20 protein-coding genes and 1 pseudogene are annotated in these 20504 nt (G+C 72.7%); 10 read left to right on the top strand and 11 right to left on the bottom strand.

Going from position 1 to position 20504, the window contains the following annotated elements; translation table 11 throughout:
* Positions 1-165: 165 nt before the first annotated feature.
* Genes ctaD through OG715_RS19105 form a run of 4 tightly spaced genes read left to right on the top strand, consistent with a single transcriptional unit; the run spans position 166 to position 3494 of the window.
* Positions 166-1824, top strand: a complete 1659-nt coding sequence (gene ctaD / locus OG715_RS19120; RefSeq protein WP_266271736.1) for an aa3-type cytochrome oxidase subunit I — start codon at positions 166-168, stop codon at positions 1822-1824.
* A 36-nt stretch (positions 1825-1860) separates the two neighbouring features.
* Positions 1861-2301 carry a BlaI/MecI/CopY family transcriptional regulator gene (locus tag OG715_RS19115; protein ID WP_266269999.1) on the top strand — a complete coding sequence of 147 codons (441 nt, stop codon included), beginning with the start codon at positions 1861-1863 and terminating at the stop codon, positions 2299-2301.
* Between the two features lie 10 nt (positions 2302-2311).
* Positions 2312-3262 carry a M48 family metalloprotease gene (locus OG715_RS19110; protein WP_266269997.1) on the top strand — a complete coding sequence of 317 codons (951 nt, stop codon included), beginning with the start codon at positions 2312-2314 and terminating at the stop codon, positions 3260-3262.
* 43 nt (positions 3263-3305) lie between these two features.
* Positions 3306-3494 carry a hypothetical protein gene (locus OG715_RS19105; RefSeq protein ID WP_266269996.1) on the top strand — a complete coding sequence of 63 codons (189 nt, stop codon included), beginning with the start codon at positions 3306-3308 and terminating at the stop codon, positions 3492-3494.
* A gap of 64 nt (positions 3495-3558) precedes the next feature.
* Here the strand turns inward: OG715_RS19105 and OG715_RS19100 are convergent, their stop codons facing one another.
* The gene (locus tag OG715_RS19100) at positions 3559-5550 is read right to left on the bottom strand and encodes a recombinase family protein (protein ID WP_266269994.1); all 1992 of its coding nucleotides are present in this window, start codon (positions 5548-5550) and stop codon (positions 3559-3561) included.
* A gap of 257 nt (positions 5551-5807) precedes the next feature.
* Positions 5808-6005 (bottom strand): annotated as a pseudogene (locus tag OG715_RS42435) (replication initiator); the annotation flags it as partial.
* An 89-nt stretch (positions 6006-6094) separates the two neighbouring features.
* On the opposite strand from OG715_RS42435, the gene OG715_RS19095 reads away from it, so the two are divergent.
* Positions 6095-6484 carry a creatininase family protein gene (locus OG715_RS19095; protein ID WP_266269992.1) on the top strand — a complete coding sequence of 130 codons (390 nt, stop codon included), beginning with the start codon at positions 6095-6097 and terminating at the stop codon, positions 6482-6484.
* A gap of 135 nt (positions 6485-6619) precedes the next feature.
* Entirely contained in the window at positions 6620-7021 is a 402-nt protein-coding gene (locus OG715_RS19090) for a YccF domain-containing protein (protein ID WP_266269991.1), read from the top strand.
* Positions 7022-7111: 90 nt separating this feature from the next.
* Here the strand turns inward: OG715_RS19090 and OG715_RS19085 are convergent, their stop codons facing one another.
* Positions 7112-7780, bottom strand: a complete 669-nt coding sequence (locus OG715_RS19085) for an FMN-dependent NADH-azoreductase (RefSeq protein ID WP_266269990.1) — start codon at positions 7778-7780, stop codon at positions 7112-7114.
* Positions 7781-7855: 75 nt separating this feature from the next.
* Between OG715_RS19085 and OG715_RS19080 the strand changes: the two genes are divergently transcribed.
* Positions 7856-8722, top strand: a complete 867-nt coding sequence (locus tag OG715_RS19080; RefSeq protein WP_266269988.1) for a sigma-70 family RNA polymerase sigma factor — start codon at positions 7856-7858, stop codon at positions 8720-8722.
* On the opposite strand, the gene OG715_RS19075 is transcribed toward OG715_RS19080, so the two are convergent.
* A complete protein-coding gene (locus tag OG715_RS19075) occupies positions 8719-9735 on the bottom strand; it encodes an NADP-dependent oxidoreductase (protein ID WP_266269987.1) in 1017 nt (338 codons plus the stop codon). The genes OG715_RS19080 and OG715_RS19075 overlap by 4 nt on opposite strands.
* Positions 9736-9885: 150 nt before the next feature.
* On the opposite strand from OG715_RS19075, the gene OG715_RS19070 reads away from it, so the two are divergent.
* The gene (locus OG715_RS19070) at positions 9886-10800 is read left to right on the top strand and encodes a LysR family transcriptional regulator (protein WP_266269985.1); all 915 of its coding nucleotides are present in this window, start codon (positions 9886-9888) and stop codon (positions 10798-10800) included.
* A 7-nt stretch (positions 10801-10807) separates the two neighbouring features.
* Here the strand turns inward: OG715_RS19070 and mug are convergent, their stop codons facing one another.
* From mug to OG715_RS19035, 7 genes are all read right to left on the bottom strand, one after another.
* A complete protein-coding gene (mug, locus tag OG715_RS19065; protein WP_266269983.1) occupies positions 10808-11470 on the bottom strand; it encodes a G/U mismatch-specific DNA glycosylase in 663 nt (220 codons plus the stop codon).
* Positions 11467-12534 (bottom strand): phosphatase PAP2 family protein, encoded by a 1068-nt coding sequence (locus OG715_RS19060; protein WP_266269982.1) that lies wholly within the window; start codon positions 12532-12534, stop codon positions 11467-11469. Before OG715_RS19060 ends, mug begins: the two co-directional genes overlap by 4 nt.
* A gap of 129 nt (positions 12535-12663) precedes the next feature.
* Positions 12664-13806 carry an aminopeptidase P family protein gene (locus OG715_RS19055; RefSeq protein ID WP_266269981.1) on the bottom strand — a complete coding sequence of 381 codons (1143 nt, stop codon included), beginning with the start codon at positions 13804-13806 and terminating at the stop codon, positions 12664-12666.
* A gap of 155 nt (positions 13807-13961) precedes the next feature.
* Entirely contained in the window at positions 13962-15314 is a 1353-nt protein-coding gene (locus tag OG715_RS19050) for a dipeptidase (RefSeq protein WP_266269980.1), read from the bottom strand.
* Positions 15315-15393: 79 nt separating this feature from the next.
* On the bottom strand, positions 15394-15828 hold the full coding sequence (locus tag OG715_RS19045) for a hypothetical protein (RefSeq protein WP_266269979.1): 435 nt from the start codon (positions 15826-15828) through the stop codon (positions 15394-15396).
* Positions 15825-17273: an APC family permease gene (locus OG715_RS19040; RefSeq protein ID WP_266271735.1), complete on the bottom strand. Its 1449-nt coding sequence runs from the start codon at positions 17271-17273 to the stop codon at positions 15825-15827. Before OG715_RS19040 ends, OG715_RS19045 begins: the two co-directional genes overlap by 4 nt.
* 325 nt (positions 17274-17598) lie before the next feature.
* A complete protein-coding gene (locus OG715_RS19035) occupies positions 17599-18915 on the bottom strand; it encodes an MFS transporter (RefSeq protein WP_266269978.1) in 1317 nt (438 codons plus the stop codon).
* A gap of 102 nt (positions 18916-19017) precedes the next feature.
* Between OG715_RS19035 and OG715_RS19030 the strand changes: the two genes are divergently transcribed.
* Positions 19018-19836, top strand: a complete 819-nt coding sequence (locus OG715_RS19030) for an ArsR/SmtB family transcription factor (protein WP_266269977.1) — start codon at positions 19018-19020, stop codon at positions 19834-19836.
* A gap of 41 nt (positions 19837-19877) precedes the next feature.
* A complete protein-coding gene (locus OG715_RS19025) occupies positions 19878-20411 on the top strand; it encodes a hypothetical protein (RefSeq protein ID WP_266269976.1) in 534 nt (177 codons plus the stop codon).
* The last annotated feature ends 93 nt before the right edge of the window (positions 20412-20504 follow it).

Raw genomic sequence — 20504 nt, 5'->3', positions numbered from 1 at the left:
GGACCGCACCTGTTCGGGTGACCCGCCCCGCGCGCCCCCGGCCGCCCCGGCGGGCCGACCGGTACTGCTGGTCCGACCCCTGCCCGGACCTGGAAGGCGCGGCACGTGACTCTTCTACCGAAGGACCCCGTGGAGCAGCCCCCACGCCGTTCGCGCGCCCCGCACCTGGAACGGCGCCGCGCCGCCGCCCGCCGCCGGCGCGGCCGGGCCCTGGTCGGCTGGCTGACCACCACCGACCACAAACGGATCGGCACCCTCTACCTCACCACCGCCTTCGTGTTCTTCCTGCTCGGCGGGCTGATGGCGATGCTGATGCGGATCGAGCTGGCCCGCCCCGGGCTGCAACTGCTCTCCAACGAGCAGTTCAACCAGCTCTTCACCATGCACGGCACGATCATGCTGCTGATGTTCGCGACCCCGCTGTTCGCCGGGTTCGCCAACTGGATCATGCCGCTGCAGCTCGGCGCCCCCGACGTCGCCTTCCCCCGGCTGAACGCGCTCGCCTACTGGCTCTACCTGTTCGGCTCGCTGATCGCCGTCTTCGGTTTCCTCACCCCGGACGGCGCGGCCGACTTCGGCTGGTTCGCCTACGCACCGCTCAACAGCGCCGAGCACAGCCCCGGCGTCGGCGCGGACCTCTGGATCATGGGCCTGGCCTTCTCCGGCTTCGGCACCATCCTCGGCTCGGTCAACTTCGTCACCACGATCATCTGCTTCCGCGCCCCCGGGATGACGATGTTCCGGATGCCGATCTTCGTCTGGAACACCCTGCTCACCGCCGTCCTGGTGCTCTTCGCCTTCCCGGTCCTGGCGGCCGCGCTGCTCTGCCTGGAGTCCGACCGCCGGTTCGGCTCGCACGCCTTCGACGCGGCCAACGGCGGGGCACTGCTCTGGCAGCACCTGTTCTGGTTCTTCGGACACCCGGAGGTCTACGTCATCGCGCTGCCGTTCTTCGGCATCGTCACCGAGATCATCCCGGTGTTCAGCCGCAAACCGGTCTTCGGTTACACCGGCCTGATCGCCGCGACCATCGCCATCACCGGCCTGTCGATCACCGTCTGGGCACACCACATGTTCGTCACCGGACAGGTGCTGCTGCCGTTCTTCGCCGTCATGACGATGCTGATCGCGGTGCCCACCGGGGTGAAGTTCTTCAACTGGATCGGGACCATGTGGCGGGGCTCGCTCAGCTTCGAGGCCCCGATGCTGTGGACGGTCGGCTTCCTGGTCACCTTCCTCTTCGGCGGCCTCACCGGGGTGCTGCTGGCCGCCCCGCCGATCGACTTCCACGTCTCCGACTCGTACTTCGTCGTCGCCCACTTCCACTACGTGGTGTTCGGGACGGTGGTCTTCGCGATGTTCGCCGGCTTCCACTTCTGGTGGCCCAAGTTCACCGGCCGGATGCTCGACGAGCGGCTCGGACGGATCCACTTCTGGACCCTCTTCACCGGCTTCCACAGCACCTTCCTGGTCCAGCACTGGCTCGGCGCCGAAGGCATGCCCCGCCGCTACGCCGACTACCTCGCCACCGACGGCTTCACCACCCTCAACACCGTCTCCAGCATCGGCTCCTTCCTGCTCGGCATCTCCACCCTGCCGTTCCTGTACAACGTCTGGCACACCGCCCGGAACGGGCAGCGGGTCACCGCCGACGACCCGTGGGGCTACGGCCGCTCGCTGGAATGGGCCACCTCCTGCCCGCCGCCCCGGCACAACTTCACCACCCTGCCCCGGATCCGCTCCGAATCGCCCGCCTTCGACCTCCACCACCCCGGGATCGCCGCACTCGACCGGCAGCGGAACGTCCGCGAACCACAGCGCTGATTCCCGGCTCCCCGCCCTCTCGTTAGGATGACCGGCATGGCAGAGGACACCGCGGACACCGCAGAGGACACCAACGCCCCGGTGGCCGGCGACCCGCGGGCCCGACGGCGCGGGCAGGGCGAACTGGAGGCCCAGGTACTGGCGGTGCTCCAGCACGCCCCCGGCCCCGCCACCGCCGGCTGGGTCCAGGAACGCCTCGACGGCGACCTCGCCTACACCACCGTGATGACGATCCTCTCCCGGCTGCACGCCAAGGGCGCCGTCAGCCGGACCCGCTCCGGCCGCTCCTACCTCTGGCAGGCCTCCTCGGACGCCGCCGGCCTCGCCGCCCTGCGGATGCGCCGCGTCCTGGACGGCGAACCCGACCGGGACGCCGTGCTCGCCAGCTTCGTCACCGCCCTGCTCCCGCACGACGAGGAACTGCTGCGCACCCTGCTCGACAGCGTCACCGCCCCGGCCCCCGACCGCGAAGGCTGACCTCCTCACCGTGGGTTTCTTCGTCTTCCTCCCGCTCGTCCTGCCGCTGACGGCGCTGCCCATCGCCCGCCTCACCGAGCAGCACCTCCACCCGCGCGGCGCCGCCCGGCTGCTCACCGGGTTCAGCATCGTGATGGCACTGTGCAGCGCGGTCAGCCTCGGCCTGATCGGCGTCGTCGGCACCGCGCAGCTCCCCGGCAACCCACTGCCCGACAGCTGGTCCGACCCCGAGGTCAGGGACGCCCTGCCCTACCACGAGACCGTCGGCACGGCGGCGCTGCTCGTCCTCGCCGTCGTCCTGCTCGCGGTCGGCCGCACGCTGGTCCGGCACCTGCGGATCCGTGCCCGCGCCCGGCGCGCCCTCGGCCGCGCCCTGCCCGCAGCCTCCGACGTCGCCCTGCTGCCCGACCCGGCCCCGTACGCCTACGCGCTGCCCGGCTCGCCGCGCTCCCCCGGGCGGGTGGTCGTCTCCACCGGCATGCTCGAAGGCCTGGCCGAGGACGAGCGGGCCGCGCTGCTCGCGCACGAACGCGCCCACCTCACCCATCGGCACCACCGCCACCTGCTGGCCACCCAGCTGGCCGGCTGCGTCAACCCGTTCCTGCGGCCGCTCCAGCGGGCCGTCGCCTACAGCGCGGAGCGCTGGGCCGACGAGGAGTCCGCGCAGGCCGTCGGCGACCGCCGGATCACCGCGCGCGCCGTCGCCCGGGCCGCTCTCGCCTCGCGCACGGCCCCCGCCGCCTACATGGTGTTCCCCGCCTTCGCCGCCCCCGGCCCTGTCCCCCGCCGGGTCGCGGCCCTCCTCGGCCCCGTCCCCACCGCCCGCAACTGGCCCCCCGCCCGCACCCCCGCCGGCCTCGCCGCCCTGGTCGCCGCCCTCGGCACCGCCGCCTCCGCCCTCTGCGCCCTCAACGCGGCCGTCGCCCTCCTCCTCGTCCTCAAGGCCGTCACCCCGCTCTGAACCCGGTGGCGCCCGGACCGGCCCCCGGTCTACCGTCCTGCCCATGGCCAAACGTCGTTACGTGGCCCGGGGCGTCCCCGGCGGCTACCGGATCCGGGACAACAAGGCCGGCCGCTGGTGGGGCGACCACTACGAGCTCTGCCCCGACGCGCTGCTCGCCGAGCTCAACGGCGCCGCCGACCCGGCCCGCCTCACCGTCCTCCTCAGGGAGCACCGCGCCCGGAAGCGCTGACCGCCCCCTGCCCGCACCCTGAGTTGTCCCTGAGGTGCGGCCTCCGTGCGCGTAGACACACAGCTCAGCGGGCATCGGGGTCGTAGGGGGCAGTCGTCGCGCGTGAGAGGGTTGGGGATTGCCCGTCGGGGATCAGGATCACGCGGGGATCGACCCGACCCTCGATTCGCACTGGCGGCATGAGGTCGAGCACCGGCAGTGGTACGCGCTCCACCTCTGCGAGCGCCGCGTTCACCTTGGCCCAGCTTCCGTTTGTGGACCACTCGACGAAGTACTTGGAACAGGTACTGGTTGAGCCGTACTTCGTCTGGAAGTTGGGCCAGGAGAGGCCGGTCCGGGCCTTCGCGAAGATCGCGTCCACGGATCGGCGAACCCGCTCGCGGTAGCCCTGGGGCAGTAGGTGGCGGATCGACTCCCACTGCTTGTCGGAAAGATCGGCGGCCGGGATGTCCAGGCCAGCTGACGCGTACCAGGCCTGGACATTGCAGGGGGCGCCACCCCGACGGACCGGGACCGGGCCCTCGATGTGCACCTTCACGTCGAGCAGGGTCAGAATCTGCCCCTGCTGCCACAGGGGTATGTCCGTTAGCTGGTGGTGTGCCATCCCGGCGAGTGCCTTGAGATCGCGAGCGTGTTGGTCGGCCTCCTCTACCTCGGCCAGCCAAGCAGCAGCATCGGCCCGCATCTCCTCCAACTGGCGGAGTTCCTCATTCAGGGCCCTGGTGGCGGTCACGATGGCATCCGGAGGCTGCTGTTCCTTGGCCGAAGCGACGATCACAGCCGCGATCGACGCCTTCATGCTGTCGACCTGCTTGTCGAGGTCGGCAATCCGATCCGCGTGGGCCGTCCGGTCACCGTTGGACAGGCCGACCCATTCAGCGGCCAGCGCCGTCAGCCTCTGCGAATCACCGAATAGAGCGACCACCTCCGACCAGACGCGCTGTTCGACCACCTCCGCGTCGACATACGAGCAGTCGCAGACGGCCTCGCCAGGGATCCTGTCGTTCTTGCCGCTGCACCGATAGTTGCGGCGGCCAGCCGCGACGGACTCGCGACTGATCCCCGTGTACGGCGCTCCGCAGAGACCGATCAGCCGTCCGGAGAGTGAGTAGGTGGCGTGGTTGTGGCTGCTGGAGTTCTTCCGTGTACCGGACGCTCGGCGAAGAGCGGCGGCTTCGTTCTCGCCAAGGATGCGGGGGAGCGGGATGGCGACCGTCTCACCCCAGATCGGGTTGCCGTCGGCGTCCTTGATGGCGTGCCTTCCTCGGAATACGACCTCGCCGTCGAGGACGGCACGAGATAGGACGCGATCCCGGAGATTGGCCACCGACCAAGGCCTTCCCGAACGACACGTGTGTCCTGCCGCATTGAGTCGGATGGCAGCCTGCCGAAGGTTCAGCCCGGATTCCACCATGAGCCCATGGACGAGGCGGACCAAGCCGGCCTCGCCTTCGTCGACGACCAAGTATGAGCCCTTGAGCCCCTTGTCCTCGATCCGGTAGCCGTACGGGGGCCTGCCGCCGATGTGTGGTGATCCGCCCTCCTCCGCCTTCTCCTGGAGTCCTCCCTGCGTGCGGGAACGGATGTTCTCCCACTCGGTTTCCGCGTAGTCCGCCTCACGGCGCATCTGCGCGCGGCCCTCGGGAGTGGTGTTGTCGATGTTGCGGTTGGTGATGGCGACGAAGATGCCGATGTCCTCCAACGCCCAGACCCAGCGACAGAACGCCCGCCCGACCCGTCCGATCCGGTCGCCCCTCTCGACAACCACCACGTCGAACTCGCGGCGCTCGGCGTCGACCATCAGTCGGTCGAAGTCGGGTCGCTCACCCATCTCCTTGGACCCAGAGACACCTTCGTCTGCGTAGGTGCTGATGTGAGCCCAGCCCTTGTCCGCGATGTGACGGCTGTTCTTCCGGGCCTGACTGGCGATGCCGTAGCCGAGTCGCTGCTCCTCGGTGCTCACGCGGAGATAGTCGACCGCGCGGCGTTGGTGGGGAGCGGTCGCACGGCTCGTGACGTCAAGTGGCCCGAGCTCGCGCGTGATTGAATTAGTCATGTCGACTCCAGTAAGTCGGCCAAGCCCCGGGACGGTAGCCGCCGTCGCCGGGGTGCTTCTTGTATCGGCAGAGTAGCTCTGCGCCTGACGATTCAGCTGGTGCTTGGCGTTCTTTCCTTCGAACGAGCGCGCACGTCGAAGAGGATCCGCAGCAGGCGAGTTCGTACGGCCGGAGTCAGGTGCTTGTCGGACCTCCACGTGACCTTTGTGCCCGTCGCGACATGCTCGTCGAGTCGACTGAGATTTTCCGGAGGAGTTCACGGCTGATCCGGAGATCCTCCGCGATCCTGGTGGCGATGAGCGTGGCCCCGGCAGCCGAGTATGTGGGCCCAGGCTCGCAAGCGGAGGTCTGCCAGTCCGGGCAGACCGCCGAGGCGCCACGCCGTTGCAATGAGTCCCCGAATGTGAGGGGTGCCCGGCAATGCCCGGATCTCTGCCGCAGGTTCGATGCGGCGGTCGACGGTGCCACGGCTTCAACGCTCTTGCTCGTGTACTTGGCGACGCAGGCGGCCATGGCGTTGTCCCTGATCCGGCACCCGTCGCCGTGGTCAAGGGAAACTACGTCCTCGCCGATGTCGCCCAGGAGGCCAACACCACCGGGCGCCACGTCGCCCTCTTCCCTGTGCGCGAAGACTGGCACAAGGCCCGCGAGGACGCCATGCTGGAGAGCAGCAGCGCCGAGGACATCCACGGCGGCGAGCTGGAGGTATCCCAGCTTTGGCATGGTGCTCCGCGCCTGATGGGAGACGGTGTGGCGGGCGATGACCATTCGGGTCCCGAGCGTCCGCACTTGCTCACGCTCGGCATGGCCGGTTACACCGCCAACGGGATCGTCGGTCGGCCTTCGCTGGGCACCGCGGAGAAGGATAAGGCGATCCTGGAGAGCCTCTCCAGGTCGGCTGCGGCTCATCTCGCCATCATTACCAAGGGCTGAGATCGGGTCTCCCCCGTGAGGAGGGGAAGGACCCGGAGCGGTCCCTGAGGTGCGGCCTCCGAGTGAGTGGACACGCAGATAAGCGGGCATCGGTGGCCGTAGGGGGCAGTCGTCGGACATGAGAAGGTGCCGGACATGAAGGTGATCGACTTCGTTCTTAACGTGATCTGGCTGATCTTCTGCGGCATCTGGATGGCGATTGGCTACGTCATCGCAGGAATCATTTGTTGCGTTTTGATTATTACATTTCCATTTGGCATTGCCGCGTTCCGGCTGGCCGGGTTCGTGATCTGGCCGTTCGGGCGGACGGCCGTGGAGCGGCCGGACGCCGGGGCGCCGTCGTGCGTCGGGAATGTGATCTGGCTGGTGTTCGCCGGGTGGTGGCTGGCGCTGATGCACCTGGTCACCAGCATCCCGCTGTTCCTGTCGATCATCGGGATCCCGTTCGGGTGGGCGAACCTCAAGCTCATCCCGGTGTCGCTGATGCCGCTGGGGCGGGAGATCGTGTCGACGGACGAGCCGTGGGGCGGGCGGTAGCGGACGGAACGGAAAGGGCCGGCGGGTGTTCCCGCCGGCCCTTCCGCGTTCCGGGCGCCGGGTCGGGGCGCCGGTGTCAGGGCGCCGGTGTCAGGCGCCGGCGAGGGCGGTCAGGGTGGTGCGGGCGGTGCCGAGGGAGGTGGTGGCGAGGTCGCGGTAGGGGGTGAGGGCGGGGATGTCGGTGGCGCGGGTGAGTTCGGCGTGGACGAAGCGGAGGTGGGCGTCCGGGACGCCGAGGTGCTCGGTGAACCAGGCGCGCAGGTAGGGGGTCTGGAAGTCGAAGGGCTCGCGCGGGGTGCCGGGGCCGTAGCCGCCGCCCCGGGCGGTGACCACGACGACGCGGGTGGCGGTGAGGCGGCCGGTGTGGGCGCCGGGGAAGGTGATCCGGTCGATCCAGGCCTTGAGGGCGGCGGGGACGGTGAAGTTGTACATCGGGACGCCCAGCAGCAGGGTGTCGGCGGAGTGCAGCTCGGTGATCAGGGGGTGGGTCAGTGACCACTCGTGCTGTTCCTCGGGGGTCGTCGCGAGGGTGTGGACGTCGGACAGCGGGACGGGGACGGACCGGCGTTCGACGCGGATGCCGAGCGAGGCGTAGCCGGCGCCGACGAACGGGACCGGGTCGGCGGCGAGGTCGCGGTGGCGGTAGCCGGCGTCGGGGTGGCGGGCCTGCCAGGCGCGGGCGAAGCGGGCGGTCAGGCGGCGGCTGACGGACCGGTCGAGCGGGCTCGCGCTGGAGTCGAGGTGGAGCAAGGCGGGCATGGGAGGGCTCCTGGTCACCTTCGGGGAGTGGGCATCGTCAACCCCGTGACGAGGGTGCGGACGGAAAGGTGACCGATGGACGGGCGCGAGGAGCTGGCGGTGCGGTTCGAGGCCGAGCGGGGGCGGCTGGGGGCGGTGGCGCGGCGCATGCTCGGGTCGACGGCGGAGGCCGAGGACGCCGTGCAGGAGGCCTGGCTGCGGCTGGAACGGGTGGACGCGGCGGAGCTGGAGAACCTGCCGGGGTGGCTGACCACGGTGGTGTCGCGGATCTGCCTGGACGTGCTGCGGGGGCGGCGGACGGAGCCGGTCGTGGTCGAGGAGGCGGTGGACGGCCCGGAGGCGGAGGCGGAGCTGGTCGAGGAGGTGGGCCGGGCGATGCTGGTGGTGCTGGACCGGCTGGGCCCGGCGGAGCGGGTCGCCTTCGTGCTGCACGACGGCTTCGCGGTGCCGTTCGAGCAGATCGGGCCGATCGTCGGGCGGAACGCGGTGGCCGCGAAGAAGCTGGCGAGCCGGGCCCGGCAGCGGGTCCGGGGCACGGGGGAGGCGACGGGCGGGGACGCGGCGGGCTCGGCGCGGCGGGAGGTGGTGGAGGCGTTCCTGGCCGCCGCGCGCGGCGGCGACCTGGACGCGCTGCTCGCCGTGCTCGCCCCGGAGGTGGTGCGCCGGGCCGACCCGGCCGCCCTGCCCGCCGGGCGGCCGGTGCTGCTGCGCGGCGCCGGGGCGGTGGCCCGGGAGACGCGGGTGATCGGGCGGCGGGCGCGGTTCGCGGTGCCGGTGCTGGTGGACGGCGAGCTCTGCGCGGCGATCGCACCGGACGGGCGGCTGCGGCTGCTGCTGCGGTTCGAGGTCGCGGACGGCCGGGTGGCCGGGTTCGAGGTGGTCGCCGACCCGGCGCGGCTGGCGGCGCTGGAGCTCTCGCTGCCCGGCCGGGACGCGTCCTAGCGCGGCTCGTCGGCGAGCTGGACGATCATCTTGCCGGTGTTGGCACCCCTGAGCATGCCGCGGAAGGCGTCGACGACGTGCTCGAAGCCCCGGACGACCGTCTCGTCGGAGCGGACGGCGCCGGAGCGCAGGTGCGGGACGAGGAAGTCGTACAGCTCGGGGCGGGCGTCGAGGTGGTTCCGGACCAGGAAGCCCTCCAGGCGGAGGCTCTTGCCGACCACGTCGAAGAGGTTGCGCGGCGCGGGAGGCGGCGTCCGGAGGCTGTTGTACTGGGCGACCGCCCCGCACCAGGCGATCCGGCCGCCGTCGCGCAGGGTGTCGATGGCGGCCTCCAGGTGGTCGCCGCCCACGTTGTCGAGGTAGACGTGCAGTCCGTCCGGGGCGGCCTCGCGCAGCCGGTCGGCGATCGGCGCCTCGTGGTAGTCGAAGGCGGCGTCGAAGCCGAGCTGCTCGGTGAGGTGGCGGACCTTGGCGGCGGAGCCCGCGCTGCCGACGATCCGGCCGGCGCCGAGCAGCCGGGCGATCCGGCCGGCCGCGGTGCCGACGCCGCCCGCGGCCGCCGAGACGAAGAGCGTCTCCTCGGGCCGCAGCCGGGCGATCCGGGTCAGGCCGACCCAGGCGGACAGCCCGGTGCCGCCGAGGATGCCGAGGTGGGCGCTGAGCGGGACGCCCGCGAAGTCCGGCAGGACGGTCGCCTCGCCCGGGGTGACGGTCGAGAGGGTGCGCCAGGCCCGGCGGTGGTGGACGAGGGTGCCGACGGGCAGCGCGGGCGTCCGGGACTCGACGACCCGGCCCAGGGCGCGGCCCTCCAGCGGGGCGTGCAGCCGCCAGCCGCCGGTCTCGTCCATCTCCTCGCGCATGTACGGGTCGACGGACTGGTGGATGTTCTCGACCAGGGCCTCGCCGGTGGTGAGCGGCGGGACGGTCTCGTCGAGGAAGGCGAAGTTGTCGGCGATGGGCTCGCCGGTCGGGCGGGAGACGAGGTGGACGACGCGGGCGGTGGGGCGGGACACGGGGGCTCCAGGGGGTGCGGACGGGGCGGTGGCGATCACCGGGGCGGTGAAGATCACCGTAGGGAGCCGGCGGGCGGCCGGGCAGGGGCCGCCGTCGATGGACGGCCCTGTTCCATGAACGGAATCGATGGATCCGGTAGCGTCGCCGGTATGACCGATCTCGCCCCGCACGAACTGCGCGTCCTGGTCGCCGTGGCCGAGGAACGGGGCTTCACGGCCGCCGCCGCGCGCCTGGACAGCAGCCAGTCCGCCGTCTCGCACGCCGTGCGCGCCTGCGAACGGAAGCTCGGCGCGGTGCTGTTCGAGCGCGGGCGCCACGGTGCGCGCCCGACCGAGGCCGGGGAGCGGGCGGTCGCGTACGCCCGGCGGATCCTGCGGCTGCTGGCGGTGATGGGCCCGGAGGTGCGGGCGACCGGTGCGGGCGACCGGGCCGGGGAGGTCACCGGGACGCTGCGGATCGCCGCGTTCCGCAGTGTCGCCGCCCATCTGCTGCCGCCGGTCCTGGCCCGGCTGACCGCCCGTCACCCGGGACTGACGCCGCGGGTGCGGATCGTCCGGGAGATCGGCCGGGGCACCGCCGGGGAGGTCGCGGACGGACGGGCCGACCTCGGCCTCGCCACCCTCGACCCCGCCGCGCCGCCGGCCGTCCCCGGCCTGGTCGCGGCCCGGCTGTTCGAGGAGACCTACGCGCTCGCGCACCCGGCCGGGCACCCGGCGCCGCGCGGGCTGCCGCTGGTCGACTGGGACGAGAACTGCGGCTCCTACACCCGGGACTGGTGGGGACGGCAGGAGTGGATCCCGCCCTCGACCATCGACGTCGAGGACGACACGGTGGCCGTCTCCCTGGTCTCCCAGGGCCTGGGGATGGCGATCATGCCCCGGACCGCCCTGCTCGGCGCCCCGCCCGGGCTGGCCGTCACCGACCTCGGCCCGAATCCGCCGAGCCGGTACGTCGGGTACGTGACGACGCCGGAGCTCGCGGGCACGGCGGCGGTGCGGGCGCTGGTCCGGGAGCTGCGGGAGCTGCGCGGCGGGGCGCTGCCCGAGGGGCTGGCGGCGGCCTGAGGCGGGATCAAGCCCCGGGGTGCTCGACGTGCTCCGGCTCGACGCGCTCCGGCTCGACCTGCTCGGGTTCGACGCGTTCGGGCTCCGCGCGGTCCACCGCCGCGCGGAGCCCGGCGAACTCCGCCGCCAGCGCGTCCAGGGTGTAGTGGGCGTTGAGGCCGCTGGGGTTGGGGAGCACCCAGACGGCGGTGTCGCCGATGCCCTGCTCCTGCCGTCCGATCGACGCCGTCCGGCGGCCGAAGGCGGTGCGGTAGGCGCCGATGCCGAGGACCGCCAGGGCGCGCGGCCGCAGCCGCAGCACCCGCTCGACCAGCGCCGCCCCGCCCGCGCGCAGCTCCTCGGCGGTCAGCTCGTCGGCCTTGGCGGTGGCACGCGGGGCGACGTTGGTGATGCCGAGGCCGAGGTCGAGCAACTGCCGCTGCTCGTCCGGGCGGAACTGCCGGGGCGTGAAGCCGGAGCGGTGCAGCGCGGGCCAGAAGCGGTTGCCGGGCCGGGCGAAGTGCCGGCCGGTGGCGCCGGACCACAGCCCGGGGTTGATGCCGCAGAACAGGACGCGCAGACCGGGGGCGGTGATGTCCTCGATCGTGCTGTCACGGGCGGCGAGCAGCTGCTCGGCGGTCGGCTTGGCCACCGCGCCCGGCGCGGGGGCCCTGGTCGGCTTCTCGGTCACGGGTCCAGTCTGCCGGTGCGGACCGTCGCCCGGACGCCCGCCCCCGCGGCCGGAGTCGGAGCCGGCCCGCTCGCCGCCAGCGACCTGGTCCGCCGCCGCTCCCGCAGCCACCGCACGCCGTACACCGCGGCCGCCGCGTACGCCCAGCCGACGAAGACGTCCACCAGGAAGTGCTCCGCGCCGTACACCAGGGCGAAGGTCATCGCGAGCGGGTAGGCGACCAGCAGCACCCGCAGCCACCGGGCGGCGGTCGGCCAGAAGAAGAACAGCAGCATCGCCGGGTACGCCGAGTGCAGCGAGGGCATCGCCGCGACGTCGTTGGCGAACTGGCTGCCGTTCTCGAACACCGAGGCGGCCCGGGGCAGTCCGATCCCGCCGAGCACGTCCGAGACCACCCGGGTCAGGGCCGGCAGGTGCCCCTCCTGGGAGGCCAGCCACGGCGGCACCGCCGGGTAGAGGATGTACGTCGCGAAGCCGGCGAAGGTCAGCACCAGGTAGCAGGTGAGCAGGTGCCGGAACCGGTCGTGGCGGCGGCGCCAGAGCACCGCGAGCACCACGAAGACCGTGAAGAAGTGCGACATGTAGACGGTGACCGAGGCGTAGTCGTACCAGTGCGGCGAGCCGGGCGTGTACAGCCCGTGCTGGAGCCGGACCGTCAGGGTCTCCCCGAAGCCGAGGAGTTCGTCGGCGCGCTGCTGCGGCCACAGGTACGGGCCCCAGGGGGTGTGCGCGCCGTAGCCCCGCAGCAGCGAGTACGCCCAGACGACGGCCATCACCGGGACCCAGTCGCGCAGCACCAGCAGGAAGCCGCGCGGACCGTGCCCGCTGTGCACACCGGCGGCCAGCAGCGCGCCGATCAGCCACAGGAAGACCAGGTCATTGGTGTACGGCAGGCCGTAAGTACGCAGGTACCACAGCAGGGCGGCGAGGTAGAGCGGCCACGCCAGCAGCCGGAGACGGGCGGCGGCGCCGGTGCGCGGCCCGCTCCGGGAACCGGTGGCCGGACGCAGCCGCCCGGCGCTCGCGGACGGGGTGGGCGGCGCCGGGCGGAGCATTCTGGTCATGCCGGTCGAAGCTAGCAAGGCATTCTTGGAGAACTCTCGGTGCGAACGTCCGGTCCGTTCAGGAAGGGTTCAGAATTGCCCCGGTTGGTGCAGTGCGGGGAGGGCCGACCGGGTGGTCCCGGGTCGGCCTCAGGACACGATGCCCAACTCGTGCGGGGTGTTGTTGAACCGTCGGCCGCCCTGCTCGGTGACCGTGACGATGTCCTCGATCCGCACCCCGAACCGGCCCGGCAGGTAGACGCCCGGCTCGATCGAGAAGCACATGCCGGGCACGAGGGGCTGCTGCTCGCCCTCGACCAGGTACGGCGGCTCGTGCGTGGTGATGCCGATGCCGTGGCCGGTGCGGTGGATGAAGTACTCGCCGTACCCGGCCTCGGTGATGACCCGGCGGGCGATCCGGTCGATCTCCTGGCAGGCGATCCCGGGCCGGACGGCCTCGAACGCGGTCTGCTGCGCCTGCCGGACCACGTCGTGGACCTTCCGCACCTCGTCCGGGACGTCGGTGCCGACATGCACGGTGCGGGTGGTGTCGGAGCCGTAGCCGTCCTTGAGGCCGCCGAAGTCCAGGACGACGGTGTCGCCGGTCCCGATGATCCGCTCGCCGGCCTCGTGGTGCGGGTTGGCGCCGTTGGGGCCGGAGCCGACCACGGTGAAGTCGACCTGGCTGTGCCCGTACTGGATCAGCAGCGCGCTGAGGTCGGCGGCCACGTCGGTCTCCCGGCGGCCGGCGAACTCCACCTCCAGGATGCCCCGGTAGGCGGCGTCGGCGGCGCCGCCGGCCGCGGCGAGGCGCTCCAGCTCGTCGGGGCCCTTGACCGCGCGCAGCATCGGCAGGGTCTCGGTGAGCGAGGTCCAGCCGGTGCCCGGCAGGGCGGACTGGAGGCCGAGCAGGTGCATCGCCCAGGTGTTGTCGGAGACGCCGTAGCGCCCGGCCGGGTCGAGCAGCGGGACGGCGGCGGCGTACGGGTCCTGGCCGTCGGTCCAGTCGAGCAGCCGGACGGCGGGGGCGCCCTCGGCCCGCTCGGCGTCGGGGCGCTCCAGGGCGGGGACGATCAGTACGGGCTCGCGTCCGGCGGTGAGGACGAGGGCGGTGAGGCGTTCGGTGATCGCGGTCGGCCGGTAGCCGGTCAGGTGGACGAGGTCGGGGCCGGGGCCGACGACCAGTCCGGCGAGTCCGGCGGCGGTGGCCGCGGCGGTGGCCCGGTCGAGGCGGGTGCGGTAGTCCTCGGCGGTGAAGGGGCGGGGCATGCGGGACTCTCCAGGCGCGGGCATGCGGGTCTCCTGACTGTGCGGGGCGGTCGACGGGCGGGCCGGGTTGCGCGTCGACTCCAGCACGGGTGGTGCGTGTTCGTCACGGGCGCGGGTCGTTACGGGCGGCGCGAGTCGGCCACGGCCGGCGCGGGTTCGTCACGGCCGGTGCGATTGCGTCACGGCCGGTGCGAGTCGGCGTAGTGCCGGAGGAAGAGCGCCTCGACGTTGGCCATGTGCTCGATCTCGGAGGGGGCGACGCTCTCGTTGGGCGCGTGGATGAGGCAGCGCGGCTCCTCGACGCCCATCAGGATGATCTCCGCCTCCGGGAAGGTCCGGGCGAACACATTGCAGAGCGGGATCGAGCCGCCCTGCCCCAGGAAGGACATCGGCCGCCCGTAGACCTCCTGCATCGCCTTGTCGAGCGCCGTGTACGCCGGTCCGCCGGTGGCGGCGCGGAACGGCGAGCCGGTGCTCTCCGGGGCCACCTCGATCCGCACGCCCCACGGCGCGGCGGCCTCCAGGTGGGCGGTGAGCGCGTCCCGGGCCGTGCCCGGGTCGGTCCCGGGCGGGACGCGCAGGCTGACCCGGGCCCGGGCGGTGGCCGGGATCGCGGCGGCGGACCCCACCACCGGCGGGCAGTCGATGCCGAGCACGGTGACGGCGGGCCGGGCCCACAGCCGGTCGGCGACGGTGCCGGAGCCGGTCAGCCGGACCCCGTCCAGCACGCCGGCGTCGGTGCGGAACTGCTGCTCGTCGTAGCCGACCCCGACCCAGGTGCCGGTGCAGTCCAGCCCGTCGATCCGGGTGCCGCCGTCGGCGTCGCGCAGCGAGTCGAGGACCCGGATCAGCGCGGCCAGCGCGTCCGGGGCCGGGCCGCCGAACATGCCGGAGTGCATGTCGCCGCCGAGCGCGGAGACGGTGACCACCACGTTCGCCAGACCGCGCAGCGAGGTGGTGGCGGTCGGGACGCCGACGGCGGCGTTCCCGGTGTCGCAGACCAGCAGCGCGTCGGCGTGCAACTCGCCGGCGTGCGGTGGTACGTAGGCCTCCAGTCCGCCGGTGCCCTGCTCCTCCGAGCCCTCCACGACCAGCTTGAGGCCGACCGGCAGGTCGTCGCCGAGGGCCCGCAGCGCGGTGAGGTGCATGACGATGTTGCCCTTGCAGTCGGCGGTGCCGCGCCCGTACCAGCGGCCGTCGCGCTCGGTGAGCTCGAAGGGCGGGGAGGTCCAGGCGGCGTCGTCGAGCGGCGGCTGGACGTCGTAGTGGGCGTAGAGCAGGACGGTCGGCGCGCCGGGCGGCGGCGGGCGGTGGCCCACCACGGCGTGGCTGCCGTCCGGGGTCTCCTCCAGGTGGACGTCGCGCAGTCCGGCCTCGGTGAAGGCCGCCGCGACCCACTCCGCGGCCCGGCGGCAGTTCTCCGGCGGGTACTGGCGCGGGTCGGCGACGGAGGGGAGGGCGACCAGCTCGGCGAGGTCGGCCTTGGCCCGCGGCATCAGGTCGGCGATCCGGCGGGCGAGTTCGTCGGTCATGGGGGGCTCCTCCGGGAGCTGGGAGCTGGGAGCTGGGAGCTGGGGGCCGGGCGTCGGGCGTCGGGTGCGGACGGTGCCGTCAGTTGCGGACGGTGTCGTGGAGCTTGAGGTCGGCGATCTTGTCCTTGATGGCGGCGAGCTTGTCCGGGCAGTACACCGAGAGCACGATCGACTCGGCGAAGACCACCTCGCGGTCGGAGAGCACCGGGCGCTGGCCCGGGCCGCCCGCGCCGTTGGACATGCCGTACGTCCACTGCGCCTGCTTCAGCGCGTCGGCCGGGTCCTCGCAGACGGCGCCGCCGTCCTCGCCCAGGGTGTGCACGATCTGGTTCTGCGTCGGCACCGGGTAGCCGGCCGCGCTCAGTGCCGAACTCAGCTGCTCGGCCTTGCGGTTGGCCTCGTTGGTCTGGTGCAGCTGGGTGTAGGTGAGCAGGCCGGTGATCAGCATGCCGACCAGCAGGACGATCGCGCCGAGGTAGATCCAGCGGTGCCGGGAGGCCATCAGGCCGGTCATGCCGCACCTCCGTCGTTGCGGGGCCCGTCCGCCCCGGCTCCGCCGAGTTCGGCGGCCTCCTGGGCGGCGAGCTCGGCCTGCGCCTCGGGCGAGCGCCACTCGGGCTTGCGCAGCCGCAGGAACAGGTAGGGGATCAGCAGACCCAGGACCACCAGGCCGCCGCCGACGATCAGCACGTACGACCAGACCGAGCCGCTGCCGAACTGCGAGGACGGCACGAAGCCGATCGCCATCGCCGCCGCCGAGGCCACCAGGCCGGTGACGGCGATCGGGACCAGCGCCGGCGCGTGGTAGCCGCGCGGGTGGTCGGGCTGGGTGCGGCGCAGCCGGATCGCCGCCGCGAACATCAGCAGGTAGACGATCAGGTACACCTGGGTGGTGATCACCGAGAAGACCCAGTAGGCACTGGAGACGTTCGGGATCAGCGCGTAGGCGAGGGCGATGACGGTGGTGACCACACCCTGGGTGACCAGCAGGTTCTGCTGGACGCCCTCCTTGTTGAGCCGCTGCAGGAACGGCGGGAGGTAGCCCTCCTGGCGGGAGATCAGCAGCAGGCCCTTGGACGGCCCGGCGAGCCAGGTGAGCATGCCGCCGAGCGAGGCGGAGACCAGCGCCACGGCGATCACCGGGGTCAGCCAGCCGATGTGGAAGTACTGGAAGAAGGAGTCGAAGGCCTGCATCACACCGGCCGTCAGGCTCAGCTCGGCGGACGGCACCACCCAGCTGATCGCCAGCGCCGGGAGGATGAAGATCGCCAGCACCATCCCCGAGGCGGTGAACATCGCGCGCGGGAACTCCTTGGCGGGGTCGCGCAGCGAGGAGACGTGCACCGCGTTCATCTCCATGCCGGAGTAGCTGAGGAAGTTGTTGACGATCAGCACCAGGCTGGCCAGGCCGGTCCACTGCGGGAACAGGTGCGCGGCGTTCATCGGCGCGGCGGACTGGTTGCCCTGGCCGAGGAAGACCATGCCGAGCACGACGAGCAGCGTGCCGGGGATCAGCGTCCCGATGACCAGGCCCATCGAGGAGAGCCCGGCCACCGCCTTGGTGCCCCGGGAGGACACCCAGACGCCGGCCCAGTAGAGCACCATGATCACGATCGCGGTGTACAGGCCGTTGCTCGCCAGCGCGGGGTTGACGACATAGGCGATGGTCGAGGCCACGTACGCGAGCAGGGACGGGTAGTAGAAGATCGTCATCGCGAACTGGCACCAGACGGCGAGGAAGCCGAGCGGCTTCGACAGGCCCTCCGACACCCAGCGGTAGACGCCGCCCTCCCAGCCGGACGCCAGCTCGGCCGAGACCAGCGCGGTCGGCAGCAGGAAGACCACGGCCGGGAGCAGGTAGAGGAAGACGCAGGCGAGGCCGTAGACCGCCATGGTGGGCGCGGCGCGCAGGCTGGCCACCGAACTGGTGGTCATCAGGGCGAGCGTCAGCCAGGACATCCGGGGCGCGTTCGCGATCCTGGTGGCCACCGCACCGCCGCGCTCGCGGGCCGTCCGCGTCGAGGGGCCGTCCGGTGCGCCGCCGGACGGGCCGCCGGACGGGCCGCCGGGACTGCCCCGGCCGGACGACGGTATGTCCATGGAACTCATGGGTCCTCCTGGGGTGGCCCGACAGCACTGGTCCGGGGGTGGCCCCGGGGCGGGCCGTACCCGGCCAGTTCACCCGGTTGGCGATGCGGGCGCATGCGGCGTGCGTCCGCCCGGGTGAGCGGGGGTCAGGAGGGCGGTGGGCGTCGGTGTCCCGTGTCGGGGTCCCGTGTCGGGGTCACGCCGCCGTCCGGTCCGGCCAGGTGGCGCGGCGCAGCGTCCGGCCGGCCGTCGCCGGGGCCAGGCCCGCGGCGAGCAGCGCGGCCACCGTGCCGAGCGCGGCGGCGGGGGACAGATGGTCGAGCAGGAGTCCGCTGCCGACCATCCCGGCCGGCATTCCGATCGTGAACATCGTCATCGTCGCGGCGATCACCCGGCCCCGGAGGGCGTCCTCGACCTGCTGGAACACCAGGAGGTCGATCATCACCCGCAATGTCGGGACGCCCAGGCCCACCAGGAACAGCCCGGCGAAGACGGTGGCCGGTCCGCCGGGCAGCAGTGGGGCGAGGATCACCGGGACGGTCAGCCAGGACACCGCGAGCAGCAGCACCCCCGGTCCGGCCAGCCGGTGCAGCCGGCGCACCAGGACGGCTCCGACCAGCGCTCCGACCGCCTCGCCGGCCAGCGCCAGGCCGATCCCGGCGTCCGAGGTGCCCTGGCCGCGCAGGACGACCATCACCGGCAGCAGCATCGCGGTGCCCGCGAGGTTGATCAGCAGGACGACGGCGAGGATCGGGCGGAGCAGGGCGCTGCGCGCCAGGTAGCGGTAGCCGGCGAGGGCGGCGCCCTTGGCGGACCCGGTGTCCTCGGTACCGCCGGTGCGGTCGGCGGCGGTCGCGTCCCCGGCCTGGGATTCCGGACGGCCCGGGAAGCGGACCAGGACCGCCACGACCAGCGCGAGCAGCGAGGTGAGGGCCGTGCCGACGAACGGCGCCGCCCGGCCCAGCCCGAACAGCGCGCCCGCCAGCGGCGGCCCGATCAGGCCCGCGCCGCTCATCCGCGCCTCGTCCTGGGCCAGTGCCTGCCGCAGCTGCTCCGGCGGGACCACCGAGCGCACGGCGAGCAGCCGGACCGGCCCGGTGTAGGCGATGGTCGCGCCGATCACCACGGCGACCAGCAGGCTGTGCGCGACCGTGAGCCGGTCCAGGGCCATGGCGAGCGGGACGCTGGCGCAGGCGATCAGCCGGGTGCTGTCGCCGATGATCAGGATCCGACGGCGGTCGTACCGGTCGGCGACCGCGCCGCCGTGGATGCCGAAGAGCACGGAGGCGCCGATCTGCAGCGCCCCGAACGCGGCGGCGAGCGTGGAGGAACCGGTGAGCGCCAGCAGCAGCAGCGGGTACGCGGTGTCGATGATCTGCAGGCCGAGGGTGGAGCCGGCCTGACCGGCCCAGAGGGCCTGGAAGCGCCAGTTGCGCCGGAGCGGGACGGGCGGGGGAGGCAGGGGTGCTCGCGTCGCCCCGTTCGTGATCGCGCTCGTGGTGCCCGTGCTCATTCGCCCGCCCCTCGGTCGGTCGCCGATCACTGCGGCGTAACCATTCACGACATCGTGAATGATGGCGTGATGGTGAGTGCTTGCGCAAGGGTGAAAGTGTGATTGCCCGGAGCGTCGGCCATCTGCGAGGGTGAGGCCGTGGTCGAGAACGCCGAGAACGCCGAGAACGCCGAGAGCCTTGAGAACGACTTGAACGCTGCGGGCGGGCACGATGCCGGTCCCGCCGTGCTCAAGGAGCGCCGGGTGGAGGACGCCGCCACCCTCAAGGCCCTGGCCGACCCGCTGCGGCTGGCGATCCTCGACGTCCTGATGGCCGCCTCCGGAACCGGCCCGCTGGCCGCGAAGGAGATCGCGGCCGCGCTCGACGAGCCGCAGACCAAGCTCTACCGCCACATCAAGCAGTTGGAGAAGGCCGGGCTGATCCGGGTCGCGGGCACCCGGCTGGTCTCCGGCATCGTCGAGAGCAGGTACAGCGCGGCCCAGGAGTCGCTCCGGCTCGCCCCGGAGATCTTCTCGCCCGACTCCCCGACCCGGGTCGACGCCTACGACGCGATGCTCGCCGCGATGGACCGGGTCCGCGGCGACTTCCGCGCCGCCGCGACGGCCGGCCGGGTCGACTTCTCCCGGGACGACTCGGGCGCGCTGTCGGGTCTCTTCTCGCACTTCAGCTACCGGGTCGCCCCCGAGCGGCTGCTCCGGCTCCGCGGCCAACTCGCGGCGGTGTTCGACGAATTGCACGCCGAGGGGAACAGCACCGCCGAGGACGCGGTGGACGTGACCCTGTTCACCCTGCTGTACGGCGCCGGCCCCGCCCCGGCGGCCGGCGCGGCTCCTGCCCCGACCCCGACTTCGGCCCCTGCCTCGGCCCGGCCGCCGGTCGCCGGCTCCCGGAACGACGGCGGGCGGGGCACGGAATCGTAAACGCCGGGCGGACTGTCGGTGCCATGGTTCAGGATGACTGAATGTCATACGAACTTCAGGCGCTGATCGGCCCGGCGGAGCTGGTCGCGGTGGCGGCCGCCGAGGTTCCGGCCGCCCGCCCGCGGCCGCTCGCCCAGGGGCTGGCGCTGATACCGGCGACCCCCGAGTTCCTGGCCGCCTTCCGCGGCGGTGACGGAACTCCGTCCGGCCCGGGGGCCCCGTCCGCCGCGGCGGCTCCGCGCGCGGTCGGCACGGCCCCGTTCGACTGGTTCCCGGACGGTCTCGAACGCCGACTCGCCGCCTGGTCCAAGGCCGCGCCGATCGCCTGCGTCGAGGCCGACTACTTCGGCGGCACCGGCACCCAGCGCGCCGCCGTCTGGGCCGACGGCCGGCTCGACCTCGGCCCGGTCGCCAGCGGCGAGTTCGAACCCTTCCCGGCCGAGGGCAGCCCGATCTCCCAGGTCCTGCGGCGGCTCGGCGCCCGGGTGGGGGAGGGTGGCGGCGACCGCGACGAGTTCGACGCGGTCGGGCTCGGCGTCCACCGGGCCACGGCCTCCTGGGTCTCCGGCGGCTGACGCCCGGTCGGCCGGACGCCCTCCCGCCCACCGCGCGCTCTCCCGCCCACCGCGTGTCGTCGCGTGTCGCCGCGTGTCGTGCACCGTTCGGCG

It is taken from the genome of Kitasatospora purpeofusca, from assembly GCF_036010405.1.
Classification (GTDB): domain Bacteria; phylum Actinomycetota; class Actinomycetes; order Streptomycetales; family Streptomycetaceae; genus Kitasatospora; species Kitasatospora purpeofusca.
The sequence above is the reverse complement of the archived record's forward strand: the minus strand, read 5'-3'. Positions and strand labels throughout refer to the sequence as shown.